The organism is Paenalicyclobacillus cellulosilyticus, assembly GCF_014647315.1.
Classification (GTDB): Bacteria; Bacillota; Bacilli; order Alicyclobacillales; family Alicyclobacillaceae; genus Alicyclobacillus_J; species Alicyclobacillus_J cellulosilyticus.
In genome coordinates this window covers 19,294-37,262 of record NZ_BMOY01000017.1, presented here as the reverse complement: position 1 = coordinate 37,262, position 17,969 = coordinate 19,294, and the positions used below count along the sequence as shown (strand labels likewise).

The window sequence follows — 17,969 nt, the reverse complement described above, 5'->3', positions numbered from 1 at the left end:
GGAGATGAGAATTTCGTGCAGAACAAGCTGTGGGAGGACATGGGGCTTGCCGGGAAGCGTGCCATCCTCGTGCACCACGACGATCTGGGGATGACGGAGGCGGGCAACCGGGCGTATCTGGAGCTTGGGTTTCCCACCGGGTCCGTCATGGCGCCCGGTGCTTGGGCGCCGCAGATCCGTACGGGCGATCTCGGTGTGCACCTGGTGCTGACCAGCGAATGGGCTTTCCCGCGTATGCGGCCGCTCACCGGGGAGAGCAGCTTGACCGATGCCCAGGGTTACTTCTGGCCCACGCTCGAGGCAGCGTGGCAGCACATCGATCCAGGTGACGCAGAGCGGGAACTGCGGGCGCAGATGGTGTTCTTGCAGCGGTTGGGGTTGGACATCACCCACATCGACACCCACATGGGTGCGGTGTTGCGGCCGGACCTGGCGGAGGTGTACGCCCGCCTCGCGCTCGAGTTCCGTGTGCCCGCCCTGTGGACGGACGACTTTCATGCCCGGGGCTTGCCCCGGGACATGGCGGACGCGTTGGCGCGGATCATGGCTGAGTTCCCTCTCCCTGCGGTGCGCTTGGTCGACACATACGCCGTCGCGGCGGAGGACAGAGCCGCATGGTATGTCGATACCTTGACCCGGCTGGGACCTGGCGTATACCACCTCATCCACCATGCGGCGGTGCCGACGCCGGAGGCGCAGCGATTGCCGGACTGGGAGCGGCGTTATGCCGATTTTGCGGCATTGCGTCATCCGGACGTCCGCCGCGCTCTCGGGGAATTTGTCCTCCTCACCTACCGGGAGGTGCGGGACGCGCTGCGCCGTTACCTGCCGTGACGGCGGGGCCATGGCGGCAGCTTCATCCCGGCGGGCGCCGGATGCCTTCTCCTTCCGGAGCGGCCGCTCGCCAAGGATGAGCGCGATCGCGCGCTGCCACTGGGCACCCCTTCCGGTTTGCGACCCGCGTCTGGTACGCTACAGGTGGGACGCACGGCGGCGCAAATCTCGCGCGAGCCGTGGCGCAGTGTGCGGAGGGACAAGCCATGACCGACAGCGGCAGTGCGCGGCGGATGCCCGCCGTGTTGCGCTACACTATCTGCTTCATCCGCCACGGAGACGACCTGCTGTTGCTCCACCGCCGGCGGCCGCCGAACCGCGGCTTGTGGAACGGGGTGGGCGGCAAGATCGATCCCGGTGAAACCCCGGTGGCGGCGTGCGTACGCGAGGTGCGTGAAGAGACCGGCCTCGTCCTCCCCGCGGTGCGGTTTCGCGGCATCGTGACGTGGGATGGTGCGGAAGGGATGTACCTGTTCACGGCGGAAGCGCCGGTGCGCGAGGTGCTGCCGTGTGATGAAGGGGAGTTGGCGTGGAAGCCCATCTCGTGGGTGCGGCAAGCGGCGGATGTGGTGGCGAACATTCCGTACTATTTGGACCATATGCTCGGCGGCGAACCGCCGGTGGAGCACGCGTTCACCTACGGGGTCGACGGTCGGATCCGGGCGTACGAGCGCCTGCCGCTGGATCCGGCGTGGGTGGTGGCGCAAAGGTGACAAGATGTGGCACAAAGGCACCGGGGCGCGGGGCAGTACCGCGCCCCCTCCTGCTCGATGGCCAGGTAGCCTCACGCCGGCTCAGACGGTGGTGGTGGTGCAGGTCGTGACCGTGCCGTACGGGATGAGCAGGAAGAACAGCACGAAGATGATGAGGAACACGACCGCCCAGCGTGTGTAACCGCCGAACACACCGTCCATGAGACATACCTCCTTCACTGCGCGGTGACGTTTCAGGAAGCCGGGGCGGCGCGGCGAGCGGCCGGCCGCATCGCGGCTTCCCACCACCAATTCATTCAAGCAGGCGGCGGCGTGCAACGGACGGATGTCCTGGCCGTCCGGCGCGCGGCTTGCAGCAGCGTGCGACAGGGGGCGAGAGAGGTTGCGGACGAACGAATGCAGCGTCGCGATAGACATCGGGACGACGTCCGTCAAGGCCATCGCGGTCGATGAGGCAGGCCGGGAGGTGGCCAGAGCGGAAGAGCGGTTGGAGACGCAGGTGGCGGCCGACGGGGCAGCCGAACAGGACCCGGAGGAGGTGTTGACGCGCGTCCGCCGGGTGCTCGCCGCAGTGGTGCAGGCGGCGCAAGCAACGGGGCGGCCGGTCGCGCGCGTGGCGTTCAGCTCCGCCATGCACAGCCTGCTGGCCGTCGCTGCCGACGGGCGCCCGTTGACGCGGGCCATGACGTGGATGGACGCCCGCGCGGCGGACGATGCTGCCGCGCTGTGGGATACCGGATGCGGCCGGGATATCTACCGCGCCACCGGCGCGCCCATCCACGCCATGACGCCCCTGTCCAAGCTGATGTGGCTGCAACGGGCACAGCCTGGCGTACACCAGCGGGCCGCCCGCTTCGTCTCTTTGAAGGAATGGGTCTGGTGGCATGCGTTCGGGGAGTGGTGCATCGACGCGGCCATGGCGGGCGCGACGGGCTTATTGGACGTCGCATCCGGGGCGTGGCACGCACCCGCCCTGGCTTTGGCCGGGGTGACGCCCGCGCGGTTGTCGCGCGTGGTGCCGACCACCTACACCCGCCCGGTCCCGGACGACGGCTGGCTGCGCGAAGCAGGTCTTACCCCCGGCACGCCGGTGACCATCGGGGCGTCGGACGGGGTCCTCGCCAATCTGGGCGCAGGGGTCGTGGATGCGTCGGTCATGGTGCTGACCGTCGGCACCAGCGGCGCGGTGCGGACCGGCGCGAGCCGCCCGGTGGCCGACGAGTCGGCGCGGCTGTTCAGCTACCCGCTGGCGCCTGGGCGGTGGGTCGTCGGCGCACCGACCAACAGCGGCGGCGTCGTGATCGACTGGCTGTACCAGGGGTGGGCGGCGCTCTGGCAGGCGGCGTGCGACGGCCCGGCCCAGGGATCCGTGGCGGCGGGGACCGCAGGTGCGGTCACCGGCGATGGTGCGGCAGGCACGGCCGCGGCGGACGGCTTCGCCCGCCTGCTGGCAGCGGCCGCAAAGGCCAGTGACCCGGCGCTGTTCTGCCTTCCGTACGTCACGGGGGAACGGGCTCCTTTGTGGGATGCCAGGGCGCGGGCGGCATGGATAGGCCTGCGCCTGCACCACACGCCAGCCCACTGGATGCGGGCCGGGGTCGAAGGCATTTTGTTCAACTTATATTGGATTGCGACGCGCGTCATGGCGGGTGCCGGGCGACCCGAGGTGGTCATTTTGTCCGGCAAGCTGTTCCGCACCGGATGGGTGGTGCAATGGACGGCCGACTTGTTCGGCATCCCGGTGCAGGTGCAGGCGGATGTGGACGCCTCGCTGCTCGGGGCCGTCGCGTTGGCGCACGTGGCCACGGGGGCATGGACGTGGGCAGAGGCGGCGGAGCGCGGCCGGGCGACGGTGGATGCGGCGGTCGTTCGTCCCGACCCCGAAGCGCATGCCGCCCTCGCGGCGCGGTTTGCCCGCTTTCAGGCGCTGGTGCAGGCGCTCGCGGGCGAAGGGTGAACGCGGCCCTGCCCGCCGCGCCCAGCGGATGAGAAAACCCTTGACGCTGGCGCCTTGGCGCGGTACACTCACTTCGACACGAATATAGACTATATTAATCGGAATAGAGGGTGTAAGCTGTGCCGACGACCGTGTTGAGCCCGGCGGAAATCGAGGCGTTAGCCAAGACCATGGAGCACGCGGAACCGCAGGAGATCCTGAAGGTGGCGGTGGAGAAAATCCCGCGCCTGACGTTTGCCTGCAGCTTCGGCGCCGAAGACATGGTCCTGCTCGACATGCTGATGTCGATTGCGCCGCAGACGCACGTGTTCTATCTCGACACCGACGTCTTGTTTCCGGAGACGTACGCATTGATTGAGCGGGCGAAGGAGAAGTACAACATCCCGCATCTCATCCAGGTGCGGCCGGAGTTGACGCTCGCGGAACAGGCCGCCCAGTACGGCGAGGCGCTGTGGTCGCGCGACCCGGACCTGTGCTGCAACCTGCGCAAGGTTCAGCCGCTCACGCGCATCCTGAAGGACTACGACGGCTGGATCACGGGCATCCGGCGCGAACAGGCGCCGACGCGGGCGAACGCCCAGGTGTTCGAGATGGATAAAAAGTTCGGCCTGGTCAAGGTCAATCCGCTCGCGCTGTGGACCCACAAGCAGGTTTGGCGCTACATTCACGATCACGGCGTCCCGTACAACCCGTTGCACGACCAGGGATACCCGAGCATCGGCTGCTCCCACTGCACGCGTCCGGTCAAACCGGGGGAGGACCCGCGCGCGGGGCGGTGGGCCGGTTTCAACAAGACGGAGTGCGGGCTGCACAAGTGAACTCCGGGCGCGCGGGGCGCGGGCGTCCGTGCGCCGCGACCGTGGCGCGGCTTGCGGCTCTCCGGGCGCGGCTTGCGGCTGCCCGGTCGCGGCCTGCGGGCGACAGCTTGACACAGCGAAGGAGGTTGCACCAGGGAACATGGCAGAACTCATCGCACCGCACGGCGGACGGCTCATCGACCGCGAACTGACCGGCCCGGCGCGCGAAGAGGCGCTCAAAGAGGCGAGATCGCTCAAGGCCGTCCCCATCTCCAACTGGTCGCGTTCCGATTTGGAGCTCATCGGCATCGGCGCGTTCTCGCCGCTCACCGGGTTCCAGGGCAAGGCGGACTACGAGGCCGTCCTCGAGACCATGCACCTGGCGAGCGGGGAGGTCTGGACCATTCCCGTCACGCTGCCGGTGGCCGAAGACGTGGCGAAATCGCTGCGGGAAGGTGAGAAGGTGGCGCTCGTCGGCGAGGACGACGGCGTCATCTACGGGACCCTGGAGGTCACCGAGGTCTACCCGTACGACAAGCGGCGCGAGGCGCAGGCCGTATTTCTCACCACCGACGAAGCGCACCCCGGCGTACAGCGGCTGTACGCGCGCGAGCCGTATTACGTGGCCGGCCCCATCACCCTGCTCAACCGCAAGCAGCCGGAACAGTTCGCCGAATACTATGTCGATCCGAAAGAAACCCGGCGCATCTTCGCCGAGGTGAAGGGTTGGCGCACGGTGGTGGGCTTCCAGACACGCAACCCGGTGCACCGGGCACACGAATACATCCAGAAGTGCGCGCTGGAGATTGTGGACGGACTGTTCCTCAATCCGCTCGTCGGGGAGACCAAGGCGGACGACATCCCGGCCGACGTGCGCATGCGCAGCTATGAGGTGCTGCTTCGGCACTACTATCAGCCGGAGCGCGTGTTCCTCGCCGTCTATCCGGCCGCCATGCGCTACGCGGGCCCGCGCGAGGCGGTGTTCCACGCGCTGGTGCGCAAGAACTACGGCTGCACCCACTTCATCGTCGGGCGCGATCACGCCGGGGTCGGCAACTATTACGGCACGTACGACGCGCAGAAGATCTTTGCGAACTTCAAGCCGGAGGAACTCGGCATCCAGCCGCTGTTCTTCGAGAACAGCTTCTACTGTGAGAAATGCGACGGCATGGCCTCGGAGAAGACCTGTCCGCACCCGCCGGAATACCGGTACATCCTGTCGGGGACGAAGGTGCGGGCCATCCTGCGCAGCGGGGAGAAGCCGTCGCCCAAGTTCACCCGGCCCGAGGTGGCCGAGGTGCTCGTCGCCGGTATGGCGGAGGTGACCCAGTGATGGCGGAGGAAATTCAGAAGGTGGAAGCGCAGGAGTCGGAGGTCGAGGTCATCAAGCGGGAAAGCCGCTACCTGCGCGGGACGCTGAAGGAGGCCCTGCAGGACGGGACGCCGTCGTTCGACGAGGCGAACCGCCAAATCCTCAAGTTCCACGGCGTCTACCAGCAGGACGACCGTGACCTGCGCGCCAAACTGCGCAAAGAGGGCAAGGACAAACACTACATCATGATGGTGCGCGCCCGTATCCCGGGCGGCGTGCTCAAGCCGGAGCAGTATTTGAAATTCGACGAGTTGGCCGACAAATACAGCGAGTACGGCACCCTGCGCATCACCACCCGCCAGACGATTCAACTGCACGGGGTGCTCAAGCGGGATTTGAAGGCCACCATCCGCGAGCTGAATGAAGCGCTGGTGACGACGCTCGGCGGCTGCGGCGACCAGGTGCGCAACACCATCACCTGCGCGGCGCCGGGCAGCGAGCGTTATCACGAAGAGATCCGGGAGGATCTGCTCGGCATCGTGGACCGCGTCGGGGCGAAGACGCACGCCTACCACGAGATTTGGCTGGACGGCGAGCCCATCCAGCTCGGCGAAGGCGTAGAGGAAGAGCCCCTGTACGGCGACGTCTACCTGCCGCGCAAGTTCAAGATCGGGATTGCCATCGAGGGCGACAACTGCATCGACGTCTACGCGAACGATCTCGGCATCGTCGCGCACGTGGACGGCGAACACGTCACCGGTTACACCATCCTCGTGGGCGGCGGCATGGGCCGCACCGCGACGGTGAAGGACACGTATCCGCGCCTGGCGTCCCCGTTGGGCTATGTCCCGCGGCAAGACCTGTTTGACACGGTGGTGGCCATCATCACCGTGCAGCGGGATTACGGCGACCGCAAAGACCGCCGCTACGCCCGGATGAAATACCTCCTCGACCGGCGCGGGCTCGACTGGTTCCGCGCCGAGGTGGAGCAGCGGCTGGGCAAGAAGCTCGCGCCGCCGCGCGATCTGGTGTGGCACCGGGCGCACGACCATCTCGGCTGGCACACGCAGAAGGCGGGCTACAGCTACATCGGCATCTATGTGCAAAACGGCCGGGTGAAGGATACGGAGGACGTCAAGCTCAAGTCGGTCTTGCGCGACATCGTCGCGTCGTACCGGCCGACGGTGCGTCTGACGACGCAGCAGAACATCATCCTGAGCGACATCCCGAATCATTTGCGCGGCGAGATTGAGGCGAAGCTGCGGGCAGCCGGGGTGAAGCTGGCGGAAGAGCTCTCGAACGTGCGCAAGTCGGCCATGGCGTGCGTGGCTTTGCCCACTTGCGGTTTGGCCACCGCCGAGTCGGAGCGGGCGTTGCCGACCATTCTGCCTGAATTCGAGCGGTTGTTCGCAGAATACGGCATCGCCGACGAGCACATCAGCATCCGCATGACCGGCTGCCCCAACGGGTGCGCACGGCCGTACATCGGCGACATCGCGTTCGTCGGCCGCTCGCCCGGCAAGTACGACCTGTTCCTTGGCGGCGACTTCAAGGGCACGCGGCTGAACCAACTGTACAAGCAGCTGGTGCCCATCGACAAGCTGGTGGAGGAGGTCCGGCCCATCGTGGCGGCGTACGCCAAGGAGCGGCAACCGGGCGAAGGCTTCGGCGACTTTGTGCACCGCGTCGGGCTCGACCGCTTCCGCGAGGCACAGGTCGCATCGACGTGACGCACGGCCGTGGCCACGACGCGGCGCCAGCGTGTGCGTCGTCCCGCGCACGGCACGGCGGCTGCGGGTGTGCGCGGCATGGTGTGCGAGGTAACCCGCTCGGACACGGGGATGGAGAGGAGGGACGATGCATGGCGGCAGGCAAGGTCTACCTGGTGGGCGCCGGTCCGGGCGATCCCGGCCTGCTCACGCTGCGGGCGCGGCGCCTGTTGGCGGCGGCGGACGCGGTGGTGTTCGACCGGCTGCTGTCGCCGCGCTTGCTGGGCTTCGTGTCTTCCCGCGCGGTGTGCTATTACGCCGGCAAAGCCCCGGGGGCGCACGAGATGGAACAGGAGGACATCCACGCCTTGCTCATCTCCTTGGCGCGGGCGGGGAAGACGGTTGTTCGCCTGAAAGGCGGCGATCCGTTCGTGTTCGGCCGCGGCGGCGAGGAGGCGTTGGCCTTGACGGCGGCCGGTGTGGCGTGGGAGGTCGTGCCGGGCGTGACGTCGGCGGTCGCCGTGCCGGCATACGCCGGCATCCCGGTCACCCATCGGGACATCTCGCCGGCGTTCACCGTCGTCACCGGTCACGCGTGCTCGCAAGCGGGCGGCGTGGACTGGGAGGGGCTGGCACGGACGGGCGGGACCATCGTGGTGATGATGGGGATGGCGCACCTCGGCGAGATCGCGGCCCGGCTTGTGGCGGCCGGGCGTCCGCCCGGAACGCCGGTGGCGGTCATCCGCTGGGGCACGCGGGCAGCCCAGGAGGTGCTGCGCGCGGAGCTGGGCACCGTGGCCGCCGAGGTGGCGAAGCGGCGCCTGCGGTCGCCGGCGGTGGTCGTCATTGGCGAAGTGGCGCGGCTTGGCGAGGTCCTCGCGTGGGCACAGGCGCGGCCGCTGTTCGGGCGGCGCGTCCTGGTGGTGGGCGACGTGGCGGACGAGGCGGCGGACGCGGCCGATGTGCTCGAGGCCCTCGGTGCCGAGGTGTATGACTGGACGCTTGCCGGATGCAGTCACCCCCTGTCCGTGTCGCCGTTGTGGGCCGCGATGGAGATCGTGTCGCCGAGCGGCGCGGCACCGGGCTTCGCTGCCGAGCCGCCGGCACCGGGCGTGATCGCGATGGCGGTGGCAAAAGGTGAGCGCGTGTTGTGGTGGCCGAGTCCGCTGGCGGTGGACCTGTGGTTTGCAGCCTGGCGCGAGGCCGGGCGCGATGTGCGGCAGCTGGCAGGGTGGCGGTTGGCGGCCGCAGAGCCGCGGGTCGCCGTCCGTCTCTCGTCGTACGGCATCGTGGCGGACGACGTGGCGCCCCATCCGCCCGCAGGGGCCGTCTGGGTGCCGCTGGCGGTGGCGAAGCCGGATATGGTCCGCTTGCTGGCATGGTGGCAAGCGCAGGCGGAGGGGGTTGGCGACGCGCGCCCGGCGCGCCCCCCATTCGCACGTGCGGGGGGAGGGTGTTCGTTCGACGCGGTCTGGGTGCTGTCCGATGCCGCGTGGATGGTGTTGACCGGCACAGCCGCTGCCGCAGGGCATCGGCTCACGGCGGTCCGCCTCCTGGCGCGGGACGCGTGGGTGGTCAACCGCCTGCGGGCGGCGGGCGCCGACGCACAGTGGGCGCCGGATGCGGACGCTGTGGCGGCGCGGCTGACGGAGCCGGAGGAGCCGCAGGCATGGCCGTCCGAGGTGGCGATGGGCACATGACAGGATGGGATGGCACAGGCATCGTCTTCGCGGGACACGGCACGCGCGAAGATGCCGGCGTGGCCGAATTTCACGCCTTTGTCTCTCAGGTGGCGGACCAGGTCGTGCGACGCCTGCGCACGGGCGCGGACGAGGCGGATTGGGTGCCGCCGCGTTTTGTTTCTGGGTTCCTCGAACTCGCCGAACCGGGCATCCTGGACGCCATCGCGGAGGTGTACCGGCGCGGGGCCCGGCGGGTGCTCTTGGTCCCGCTGTTTCTCTTCGCCGCCGGCCACCTCAAGCACGACCTGCCCGCCTTGGTGCAGGACGCGCGCGCACGCTGGCCGGATCTTGCGGTGGCGACCCTTGACGCGGTGGGATGGGACGAGGCGTTTGCAGCCGTGGCGGCGGAGCGCTTGCAGGCGGCCGGGTTCCAGGGCGGGGACGGGGAGTGCGTGCTGTTCATCGGCCGCGGCAACCGGGATGCGAAGGCGCAAGCGGAGTTTGTGAAGGTGGCGTGCGGGATCGCGGCGCGCGCCGGTGCCCGGACCTGGGTGCACTGTTTCCTCGCCGGTACCGGGCCCACCCTGGAAGAGGGGCTGGCGGCCTGCGCGGCGCTTGCGCCCAAGGCGGTTTACGCGTTACCGTATCTGTGGTTCCAAGGCTACTTGACCCGCCGCCTGCCCGGGCAGCTGCGGGCTTGGGAAGCGCTCCGTCCGGGCGTGCCGATCTATCTGGCAGGCCATCTGGGCGTGCACCCGCGGTTGGTGGCGCGCCTGGCGGAGCGGGTGGCGGCGGCGCTGCGCGAAATCGCAGCCGGTTCTTGACGGTCACAAAGCGCACGGCCATGTCGTGAATGCAGCGAAGCACCTGTTGCGGTGCATGGATCGCAGAACGGAGGCGTGTGGATGAAAGCGGTATGCATGCGCGGATACGGCGGACCGGACGTCTTGTACCTCGGGGACGCGCCGGACCCGATTTGCGGTCCGGACGACCTCTTGGTCGCGGTGCGGGCGACAGCGCTCAACCGGGCGGACCTTTTGCAGCGGCGTGGTCTGTATCCGCCGCCGCCGGGCGCGTCGGACATCCTCGGGCTCGAGATGGCGGGCGAGGTGATCCAGGTAGGGGAACGGGTTTTGGGTTGGCGTCCGGGGGACCGTGTATGCGCCCTGCTGCCGGGCGGCGGCTATGCGGAGCGCGCGGTGGTCCCGGCCGCCATGGCGATGCGGATTCCGGATGGGTTGTCGTACGAGCAAGCGGCCGCCATCCCGGAGGTGTTTCTCACCGCCTACCTCAACCTGTTCTGGCTGGGCGGACTGCGGCGCGGGCAAACGGTGCTTGTCCACGCGGGTGCGAGCGGCGTCGGCACGGCGGCCATTCAACTCATCCGCGCGGCGGGTGCACAGGCGCTGGTGACGGCGGGCTCCGACGAGAAGGTGGCGTTTTGTTGTGCGCTCGGGGCGCGCGCCGGTTGGAATTACCATCAAGGGTCGTTCGCGCCGTGGGTGTTGGAACAGACCGGCGGCCGCGGGGTGGACCTGATCCTCGACTTTGTCGGCGCGCCGTACTTTGCAGACAACCTGCAATCCCTCGCGACGGACGGACGCCTCATCGTCATCGGCACCCTGGGCGGCAGCAAGGTCAACCAGGTGGATCTTGGCCGCCTCTTGCAGCGCCGCCAGCACATCATCGGCACCGCGCTGCGATCCCGCCCGCTGGCGGAAAAGGTGCGCTTGACGCAAGAGTTTGCGGCGTTTGCCCTGCGCCGTTTCGCCGACGGCCGTCTGGTGCCGGTCATCGACCGGGTGTTCGACTGGTCGGAGGCGGCCGCCGCCCATGCGTACATGGAGTCGAACGCGAACATCGGCAAGATTGTGCTGCGGGTGACCGGGGCAAGAGCGGGCGCAACGTCTGTTGCGGATACCGCAGATGCAACGTCCGCGGCGCATGCGGCGAGTTTCCCATCCGCCGCGCATGCGGCCGGTATCGCATCCGCCGCGGATGCCGCGGGCGTCCCGGCAGGGCAGGCACCGCCGGCCACGCCGGTGGCCTCGCCGCCGCAAGGGCCAAAGCGGCTCACCGAGGACGAGGTGGCGGCGCGCTTGGCGGCACTGCCGGCATGGCTGCTTGCCGACGGCCGGTTCATCCAACGGCGTTACCGGTTTGCCACCTTCCCGGACGCGCTCAGCTTCGCGAACATGGTGGGCGCGCTGGCCGAAGCTTTCCACCACCACCCGTTCATCCAGATTGACTACAAGTATGTCACCCTGCGCTTGACCACGTGGCATGCCGGCGGCCTGACCGCAACCGACTTTGACGAGGCGGCGGCGTGTGACGCCGTGTACAGGGCGGGGTTTTCCTCCGATGCGTAATCTGCGCGGCACGGATGCGACGTGCCGTGCGCACGCCGCCAAAGCCCCGGTCAGCTTGCCTCCGTAGGCACGCACTCGGCCCCTCGCTGCCCGTGCCGTGCGCACGCCGCTCACAGCCCCTCATCCATCCCCCGCCGGGTTCGTCATGCTCCCCGCTTCCTATGCACCTGCGTCCTTGTTTTTCTTCTCCTCAATGTGACAGGGTGTACACCCCCTTGCCATGTGTAACATTGTGATGTTATGATTGGTTTGCCCAGGGGACGACAGAAGCGGGAGTGAGTCGCGGTGGACGAAGACCTGATCTCCAAGAAGGAGTTGCTCGACCTCACCGGAATCTCTTACGGCCAACTGTACCGGTGGAAGCGCAAGCGTCTGATCCCGGAGGAGTGGTTCATTCGCCGGTCCACGTTCACGGGGCAGGAGACGTTTTTTCCGCGCGACAAAATCTTGGCGCGGATTGAGCTCATCCGCAACATGAAGGAAGACCTGTCGCTGGACGAGATTGCTCACCGCGTCTCGCCGGTGCCGGACGTGACGCTGCGCCTCTTGGACCTTGAGAAACATCACATTGTGACACAAGCCACGGTGCAGTGGTGCCGCCAGGCGTGCCAGCAGGAGGTGCTGACGTTTGCCGAGGCCTTGGCGTTGAGCGTGATCGACGAACTCATCCGCAACGGGGCCGTCGCCTGGCCGGAGGCGGACATCATCTGGCAAACGCTGCGCCGGCACTACGAACGGTTTGCCGAACGAGCCGCCACCCTGGTGTTTGTCCGTAAGTTAGGCACCTCCACGTGCGCCATCGTGGCGGCCAGGCAGGAGGGCGGTGCCGACATCGAGTTCGAACCGGACGCGCACGTGGTGGCGCGCGTCGATCTGACGGCGGCGGCGGAAGCCTTGAAACTGCGGGTGCTGGAAATGGGGGATGCATCATGACGAGCGGGCGCAACGTCCGGCTGAGCGGCTGGGGACAACTGGCGGGCGGCGCTTACGAGGACGTGTCGATTGATGGGATGGCGGTCATCCGCGGCGACGTGCAGTGCAACCAGCTTGCGGTGAGCGGCAAATGCCACGTGCGCGGGCGCGTACGCGCGGAGCGTGTGCACATCGAGGGCAAGTGCGAGGTGCGCGGTGATGTCGAGGCCAAGCACATCACCGTTTCAGGCTGGTTGACCGTCAACGGCAACCTGGCGGCAGACAGGTTGGAAGGGCGCGGGCTGTTGCGGGTGGACGGCCTGGTCAACGCCGACGACCTGGAGTTGCACGGACCGGGGCGAATCCGCGAGATTGGCGGCGGCCGCGTCTATATTGCGTCCGAGCGTCCGCGCTGGCTGAGCTTTTTGCCTGGCGGGATGCGCGCCGACAGCATCGAAGGGGATGACGTCTATCTGCGCGGTGTCACGGCGCGCCTGGTGCGCGGGGGAGTGGTGCATGCGGACAGCGGCTGCCGCCTTGACCGCGTCGAGTACCGCCACGCATTGCACCGGGCGCCGGACGCCGTCATCCGCGAGGCGGAGCAGGCGTAAACGGGAGTTTCATTCCCGCAGAGGAGGTCGGATGCACATGACGCAAGACCGACAAGCACAAGACGCCCACGCGCAGCCGGCGCCGGGCGACATCCGCATCACCGGATCGAGCACCGCCGCCGGCGGCCGCTACCGGCGTGTGCGCGTGGTGGGCGAAGGCACCTTCGACGGCCCGGTCCAATGTGAGGAGCTGCACCTCACCGGCACGCTGCGCGTCGGGGGCCCGCTCGACGTGCGCCGCCTGCACGTGACCGGCGACATGACGGTCGAAGGGTCGCTGCAGGCCGATCACGCCCACATCCGCGGTCAGGTGACGGTGCGCGGGAACTTGGAGGCAGAGCACCTGGATTTGCGCGGCGGGGCGTCGGTGGACGGGCTGCTGAGCGCGGAGGAGTTGCTGCTGCGCCTGTACGGGCCGGTCCGGGCGCAGGAGATTGGCGGCGGCCGCGTCGTCATTCGCGAAGGCTGGCGCTGGTTTCGCCATGCGGGTTTCCTGGCGGCGGCGGAGGTCGTGGAAGGGGACGAGTTGCACGTGGAGAAGGTCAAGGCCCGCACCGTGCGCGGTCGGCGCGTGGAGATTGGGCCGGACAGCGAGATTGACCGGGTGGAGTACACGGTGCACCTGCAGGTCTCTCCCCGGGCGCGCGTGGGTGAGGTGATCGAACGGTGAAAGACGTCACACCGCAAGCCTCCGCGTTGGCGGGCGTGGTGCAAGAAAGTGCGGCCAAGGAACCGCGCAGACAGCGCTTGGGGCTGATTGTCGCCGGGCTGCTTTTAGCCATCTTCGTCGGGGCCATCGACAACACGGTGGTTTCCACCGCCATGGGCACGATTGTCGCCAGCCTCGGCGGGTTTGATCAGTTCGTGTGGGTGACGGCGGCGTACATGGCCACGGAGACGGCCGGCATGCCCATCATCGGCAAACTGTCGGATATGTATGGCCGCAAGCGGTTCTTCCTGTTCGGTGTGGGCATGTTCATTTTCGCATCCATGCTGTGCGGCACCGCCCATTCCATGTGGCAACTGGCGCTCTACCGCGCTCTCCAGGGCATCGGCGGCGGTGCGCTCATGCCGGTCGCGTTCACCATCATCTTCGATGTCGTACCGCCGGAGAAGGCCGGACGGATGTCCGGCATGTTCGGCGCTGTGTTTGGCGCGGCCAGCATCGTCGGGCCGCTGCTCGGCGCGTACATCACGGAGCACGTCAGTTGGCGTTGGGTGTTTTTCATCAATCTGCCGCTGGGCATCTTCGCTCTGCTGTTGGTGGGGCTGGGCTACCGCGAGTCGCAGCGCCATGTACGCCAAGCGGTGGACTGGGCCGGCGTGTTCACGCTGGTTCCGGCGGCCGGGAGCCTGATGTTTGCGCTGCAACTGGGCGGGCAAAAGTATGCCTGGTCGTCGCCGGTCATCCTCGCGTTGTTCATGGTCGCTGCGTTGTGCTTCGCCGCGTTCTTGTGGGTGGAAACGTGGGCCAAAGCCCCCATTGTCTCATACGCCATGTTCCGGGAGCGCGTGTTTGCCGTCGCCAACCTTGTGGGGTTGCTGACGTCGGCGGCGTTCGTGGTGGCCGTGGTGTACATCCCCATCTACGTGCAAGGGGTGCGCGGGGGGGATGCCACGAACGCGGGTCAGACCCTGTTGCCGATGATGCTGGGCAGTTCGGTGAGCGCGCCGCTTTGCGGTCAACTCTGCCAGCGGCTCGGTTATCGCAACATCCTGCTGGCGTCGGGCACGGTGTTTACCGCAGCGTTGGTCATGCTGATGCAACTCACGCCCGCCACCCCTGAGTGGTGGCTAGAGCTGGCGATGGTGCTGCTTGGCCTTGGCATCGGTCCGTCGTTCTCGGTGCTCAGTATGGCAGTGATGCAGCCGTTCGGGCCTGCGCACCGCGGGGCGGCCAGTGCCACGATGTCGTTTGTGCGCGAACTCGGCATGACGGTCAGCATCACGGTGTACGGTGTCCTGGAACGCAATCGGTTTGCGAACGGGCTCAAGACGTTATTCGCGCCGGGATCCCATGCCGGAACGCCCACTGCTGTCCCGGGCCATGGCGCGATCGCGGGTGGTCCAGGCACGCCGCCTGCTGTCCCGGACCCGCGCATGCTGCTCTCCCCGGACCTGCGCGCCCACATGCCGGCGGAAGTTTTGCACCGCTTGACGGAATTGCTGACGTCATCCATCACGGCGACATTTGCCTGGACATTGCTGCCCGCACTCTTGGCGCTCGTGCTCTGTTTTGGCTTCGGACGCGCGCGGTGGACGGGCTACGGTACAGCGGCCCATCCGTCCGTCGGGGCGCCGGAGGCGGACGTGACACCCTGACTGGTTCTGCTTACCTGTTCATGCTCGCCTGAAAAGCCACCACCAGGCGAGGCAGACCGCCGCAGTCACCACGAAGGCCACCCGATCACGCCGGGGGAAAGGCGGCATCCGCACGCGCAGCGGCTGGCGCAGGTCGCGCACCCCTCGCGCCTCCAGGGCGGTGGCCAGGTCGTCCCCGGTGCGCAAAAGCGCCAGGATCAACGGAACCATCACGGCGGGCGCGTCGCGCCACGGGATACCCCGGCGGCGGGTGACGCGCTTGCCGCGCAACTGCGCGATGCGTGCAAACCGGGCGAGCTCGCCGGCCAGGACGGGGATGAAGCGGAACAACAGCGTGGTGGCCAAGGCCAAAGCGTTCACCGGCACGCGCCACCTTCCCAACCACGACAAGGCCCAGGCCATGGCCCGCTGCAACTCCACCGGGCTGGTGGCAAGCGGCAGCAGGCAGCCCCAGACGGCGAGCCAACCCACCTTGCACGCTTGCTGCGCAGCGGCCAAGGCGGCCAAGAAGGAAAATCCCCACCTGCCCCCTGCACCCAGGTGCACGCCTGCCCACAGCACGGCGAAGGAGCCCATCATCCATACGGGCTTGCTGGTCCGCCACAAGGTGTGCCAGGGTACGCGGGCGGCACGGGCGGCGGCCAGCGCCAGAACCCCGGCGAGCAACACCCCCGCCCAGCGCGTCTGGGCGAGCGTCGCTGTGGTCAGCATCAGGTACATGCCCCAATGGGTGCGCGGATCGAGGCGACGGCCACAGGATGGCTGATCCGCCGCCCCGGTCACCGCGGGGGCGGCGGCAGGAGAACGTGCTGGGTCATCTCCGTAGGCCGGTGCCTCCGGGAAGGCCGCGGCTCCCACTGCCGCCGTGACCCCTCCTCGGGCCGCCGCTGCGGCGGCCGCGGGCGCCACCGTCGCGTCGGCCCCGCGCAGGGTCTGTGCCTCTGCGATGGCCGCCGCCACCTGGTCCGGTTGGGGCGGCCAGGCCGGGAGATCCACCCCCCATGGCCGGAAGGCCCGGCGCAGGCGCGCCGCCGCCGGAGGCAAAAGGCCGGCAGCCTCCCACACCTCCGGTTCGGAAGCCAGCTTTGGCGCGGGTCCGAACGCCACCACCGCGCCGTCGCGCAAAAGAAGGACGTGATCTGCCACAGGCAACAGCGCGTCGATGTCGTGCGTGGCCACCACGACGCCCTCCATCTGGGTGCGCCATGTGTTCAGCTGCGCCACCAGCGCCCGGATACCCGCCGGATCGAGCCCCGCCGTCGGCTCGTCAAGCACGAGCCACCTGGGCGTCTGGGCCAGCGAGAGGGCCAAACCGAGGCGACGCTGCTGTCCGCCGCTCAGCGTCAGCGGGTTGCGGGCGAGGATGTCCAGTCCCAGTTCCACCGCGGTGAGCGCGGCGGCCGTCCGCATCTCCGCCGCGCGCCCGCGCACGCCGAACGGGCGCAGGTTGTAGCGGAACTCTTCCCGCACCGTGCGGGCAAACAGCGCTTGATCCGGGAATTGGCTGACCACGCCCACCGTCCGAAGCCACCGCTGGCGCACCGTCCGCGCGCCCGGCGCGTACAAGGACACCCCGTCCACCCACACGTCTCCCGCATCCGGCGCCAACAGGCCGCAGAAGACGTCGAGCAGCGTCGTCTTGCCTGCTCCGCTGGGGCCGGCAAGCAAGGTCACGCCCTTTGGCCAGGTAAGATGAAGCCCTTGCAGCCGCGGCGGATGGCCGGGCTCGCCTGCGACCGTGACGCCCTGCCACACGATGCGGGTCATCGTGCAACCACTCCTTCGGCGAGCACCGCCAGGTCTTCCGGGAGAATGGGGGCGCCGGGGACCGTGATGCCCCGGGCCCGCAGGTGCCACGCCACCTGCACGGCAAACGGGGGAGAAAAACCGAGACGGGCGCACGGCGTGTGTTCGGGGCCGCCGTCCCCGCCATAGAAGAACGAGGCGGGTGTCCCGTCAAACACCACACGACCGTCCGCGAGCGCCACCACGCGCTGCGCCGGCGCCAGTTCCTCCAGGCGGTGGGTCACCCAGATGACCGCCGCACCTTTTTGCGCCAGGTGCGCTGCCGCCGCCATCACACGTTGCTGCGCGAGCGGATCGAGGAGGGCGGTGGCTTCGTCAAACACCACGGCCTGCGGGTCTACGGCGAGGCAGCCGGCGATGCACAACCGTTGCTTCTGGCCGCCGGAGAGGTGATCCACCGGACGGTACGCCATCTCCAGAAAGCCGACGTCGGCCAATGCCTGCCTGGCGCGCGCGGCGATGGTCTCCGCCGCAACGCCCGACTGCTCCAAGGTGAAGCACACGTCTTCCCACGGCGTGGCCCCGACGATCTGCGCATCCGGTTGTTGGAGCACGATGCGTGCGTAGGCGGGGCGCCCGTCCGGGCCGTCCGGAACCTCGATGCGGCCGCGCGACAACGGACACAGCCCGGCCAGGACGCGGCCCAAGGTGGACTTGCCGCTGGCGTTTGGACCGACCAGCGCCAGCCACTCACCGCGCCGGATGACCAGGTTCACTCCGGCGAGCGCGAGCCGAGGGCCGTCTGCGGCGGCGTACGCCACCGCCGCGTCAGACAAGCGCGCCCATACCGCGCCGCGGGTGCCCGGGCCGTGTTGCGGGCTTGCGCCGTCGCCTGCTGTGGTGCTGCCGGGCGTCGCCGTTGCCGCGTCGAAGCGGTCCATCCCCTGGGGCAATCGCATCATCCCCCTTGCTGTCCGTCCGCCAACTCGCTACACTGGGGATGTT

The 17,969-nt window shown here is 68.4% G+C and carries 15 protein-coding genes; 13 read left to right on the top strand and 2 right to left on the bottom strand.

Features of this window, described 5'->3' with window-relative positions; genetic code table 11:
- The first annotated feature begins 15 nt into the window (after positions 1–15).
- From IEX97_RS06790 to IEX97_RS06730, 13 genes are all read left to right on the top strand, one after another.
- Positions 16–834 (top strand): carbohydrate deacetylase, encoded by an 819-nt coding sequence (locus IEX97_RS06790; RefSeq protein WP_229776546.1) that lies wholly within the window; start codon positions 16–18, stop codon positions 832–834.
- Positions 835–1,040: 206 nt separating this feature from the next.
- A complete protein-coding gene (locus IEX97_RS06785; RefSeq protein WP_229776544.1) occupies positions 1,041–1,547 on the top strand; it encodes an NUDIX hydrolase in 507 nt (168 codons plus the stop codon).
- Positions 1,548–1,929: 382 nt separating this feature from the next.
- Entirely contained in the window at positions 1,930–3,504 is a 1,575-nt protein-coding gene (locus tag IEX97_RS06780) for a gluconokinase (protein ID WP_188881931.1), read from the top strand.
- A gap of 134 nt (positions 3,505–3,638) precedes the next feature.
- The gene (locus tag IEX97_RS06775; RefSeq protein ID WP_188881950.1) at positions 3,639–4,322 is read left to right on the top strand and encodes a phosphoadenylyl-sulfate reductase; all 684 of its coding nucleotides are present in this window, start codon (positions 3,639–3,641) and stop codon (positions 4,320–4,322) included.
- 139 nt (positions 4,323–4,461) lie between these two features.
- On the top strand, positions 4,462–5,634 hold the full coding sequence (gene sat / locus IEX97_RS06770; protein ID WP_188881930.1) for a sulfate adenylyltransferase: 1,173 nt from the start codon (positions 4,462–4,464) through the stop codon (positions 5,632–5,634).
- Positions 5,634–7,343: an NADPH-dependent assimilatory sulfite reductase hemoprotein subunit gene (locus tag IEX97_RS06765; protein WP_188881929.1), complete on the top strand. Its 1,710-nt coding sequence runs from the start codon at positions 5,634–5,636 to the stop codon at positions 7,341–7,343. The genes sat and IEX97_RS06765 overlap by 1 nt, the downstream gene beginning before the upstream one ends.
- A gap of 131 nt (positions 7,344–7,474) precedes the next feature.
- A complete protein-coding gene (gene cobA, locus IEX97_RS06760; protein WP_188881928.1) occupies positions 7,475–9,022 on the top strand; it encodes a uroporphyrinogen-III C-methyltransferase in 1,548 nt (515 codons plus the stop codon).
- Positions 9,019–9,828 carry a sirohydrochlorin chelatase gene (locus IEX97_RS06755; protein ID WP_188881926.1) on the top strand — a complete coding sequence of 270 codons (810 nt, stop codon included), beginning with the start codon at positions 9,019–9,021 and terminating at the stop codon, positions 9,826–9,828. Before cobA ends, IEX97_RS06755 begins: the two co-directional genes overlap by 4 nt.
- A gap of 81 nt (positions 9,829–9,909) precedes the next feature.
- Positions 9,910–11,373: a 4a-hydroxytetrahydrobiopterin dehydratase gene (locus tag IEX97_RS06750; protein WP_188881925.1), complete on the top strand. Its 1,464-nt coding sequence runs from the start codon at positions 9,910–9,912 to the stop codon at positions 11,371–11,373.
- Positions 11,374–11,658: 285 nt separating this feature from the next.
- Positions 11,659–12,306, top strand: coding sequence for a YhbD family protein (locus IEX97_RS06745; RefSeq protein WP_188881924.1), 648 nt, complete (start codon positions 11,659–11,661; stop codon positions 12,304–12,306).
- Positions 12,303–12,896: a polymer-forming cytoskeletal protein gene (locus IEX97_RS06740; RefSeq protein WP_188881923.1), complete on the top strand. Its 594-nt coding sequence runs from the start codon at positions 12,303–12,305 to the stop codon at positions 12,894–12,896. The genes IEX97_RS06745 and IEX97_RS06740 overlap by 4 nt, the downstream gene beginning before the upstream one ends.
- A gap of 37 nt (positions 12,897–12,933) precedes the next feature.
- Positions 12,934–13,566: a bactofilin family protein gene (locus IEX97_RS06735; protein WP_188881921.1), complete on the top strand. Its 633-nt coding sequence runs from the start codon at positions 12,934–12,936 to the stop codon at positions 13,564–13,566.
- On the top strand, positions 13,563–15,218 hold the full coding sequence (locus IEX97_RS06730) for an MDR family MFS transporter (protein ID WP_229776542.1): 1,656 nt from the start codon (positions 13,563–13,565) through the stop codon (positions 15,216–15,218). Before IEX97_RS06735 ends, IEX97_RS06730 begins: the two co-directional genes overlap by 4 nt.
- 18 nt (positions 15,219–15,236) lie before the next feature.
- Here IEX97_RS06730 and IEX97_RS06725 read toward each other — a convergent pair whose 3' ends face one another.
- Positions 15,237–16,985 carry an ATP-binding cassette domain-containing protein gene (locus IEX97_RS06725; RefSeq protein WP_188881920.1) on the bottom strand — a complete coding sequence of 583 codons (1,749 nt, stop codon included), beginning with the start codon at positions 16,983–16,985 and terminating at the stop codon, positions 15,237–15,239.
- Positions 16,982–17,926: an ATP-binding cassette domain-containing protein gene (locus IEX97_RS06720; protein ID WP_188881919.1), complete on the bottom strand. Its 945-nt coding sequence runs from the start codon at positions 17,924–17,926 to the stop codon at positions 16,982–16,984. Before IEX97_RS06720 ends, IEX97_RS06725 begins: the two co-directional genes overlap by 4 nt.
- Between the last annotated feature and the right edge of the window lie 43 nt (positions 17,927–17,969).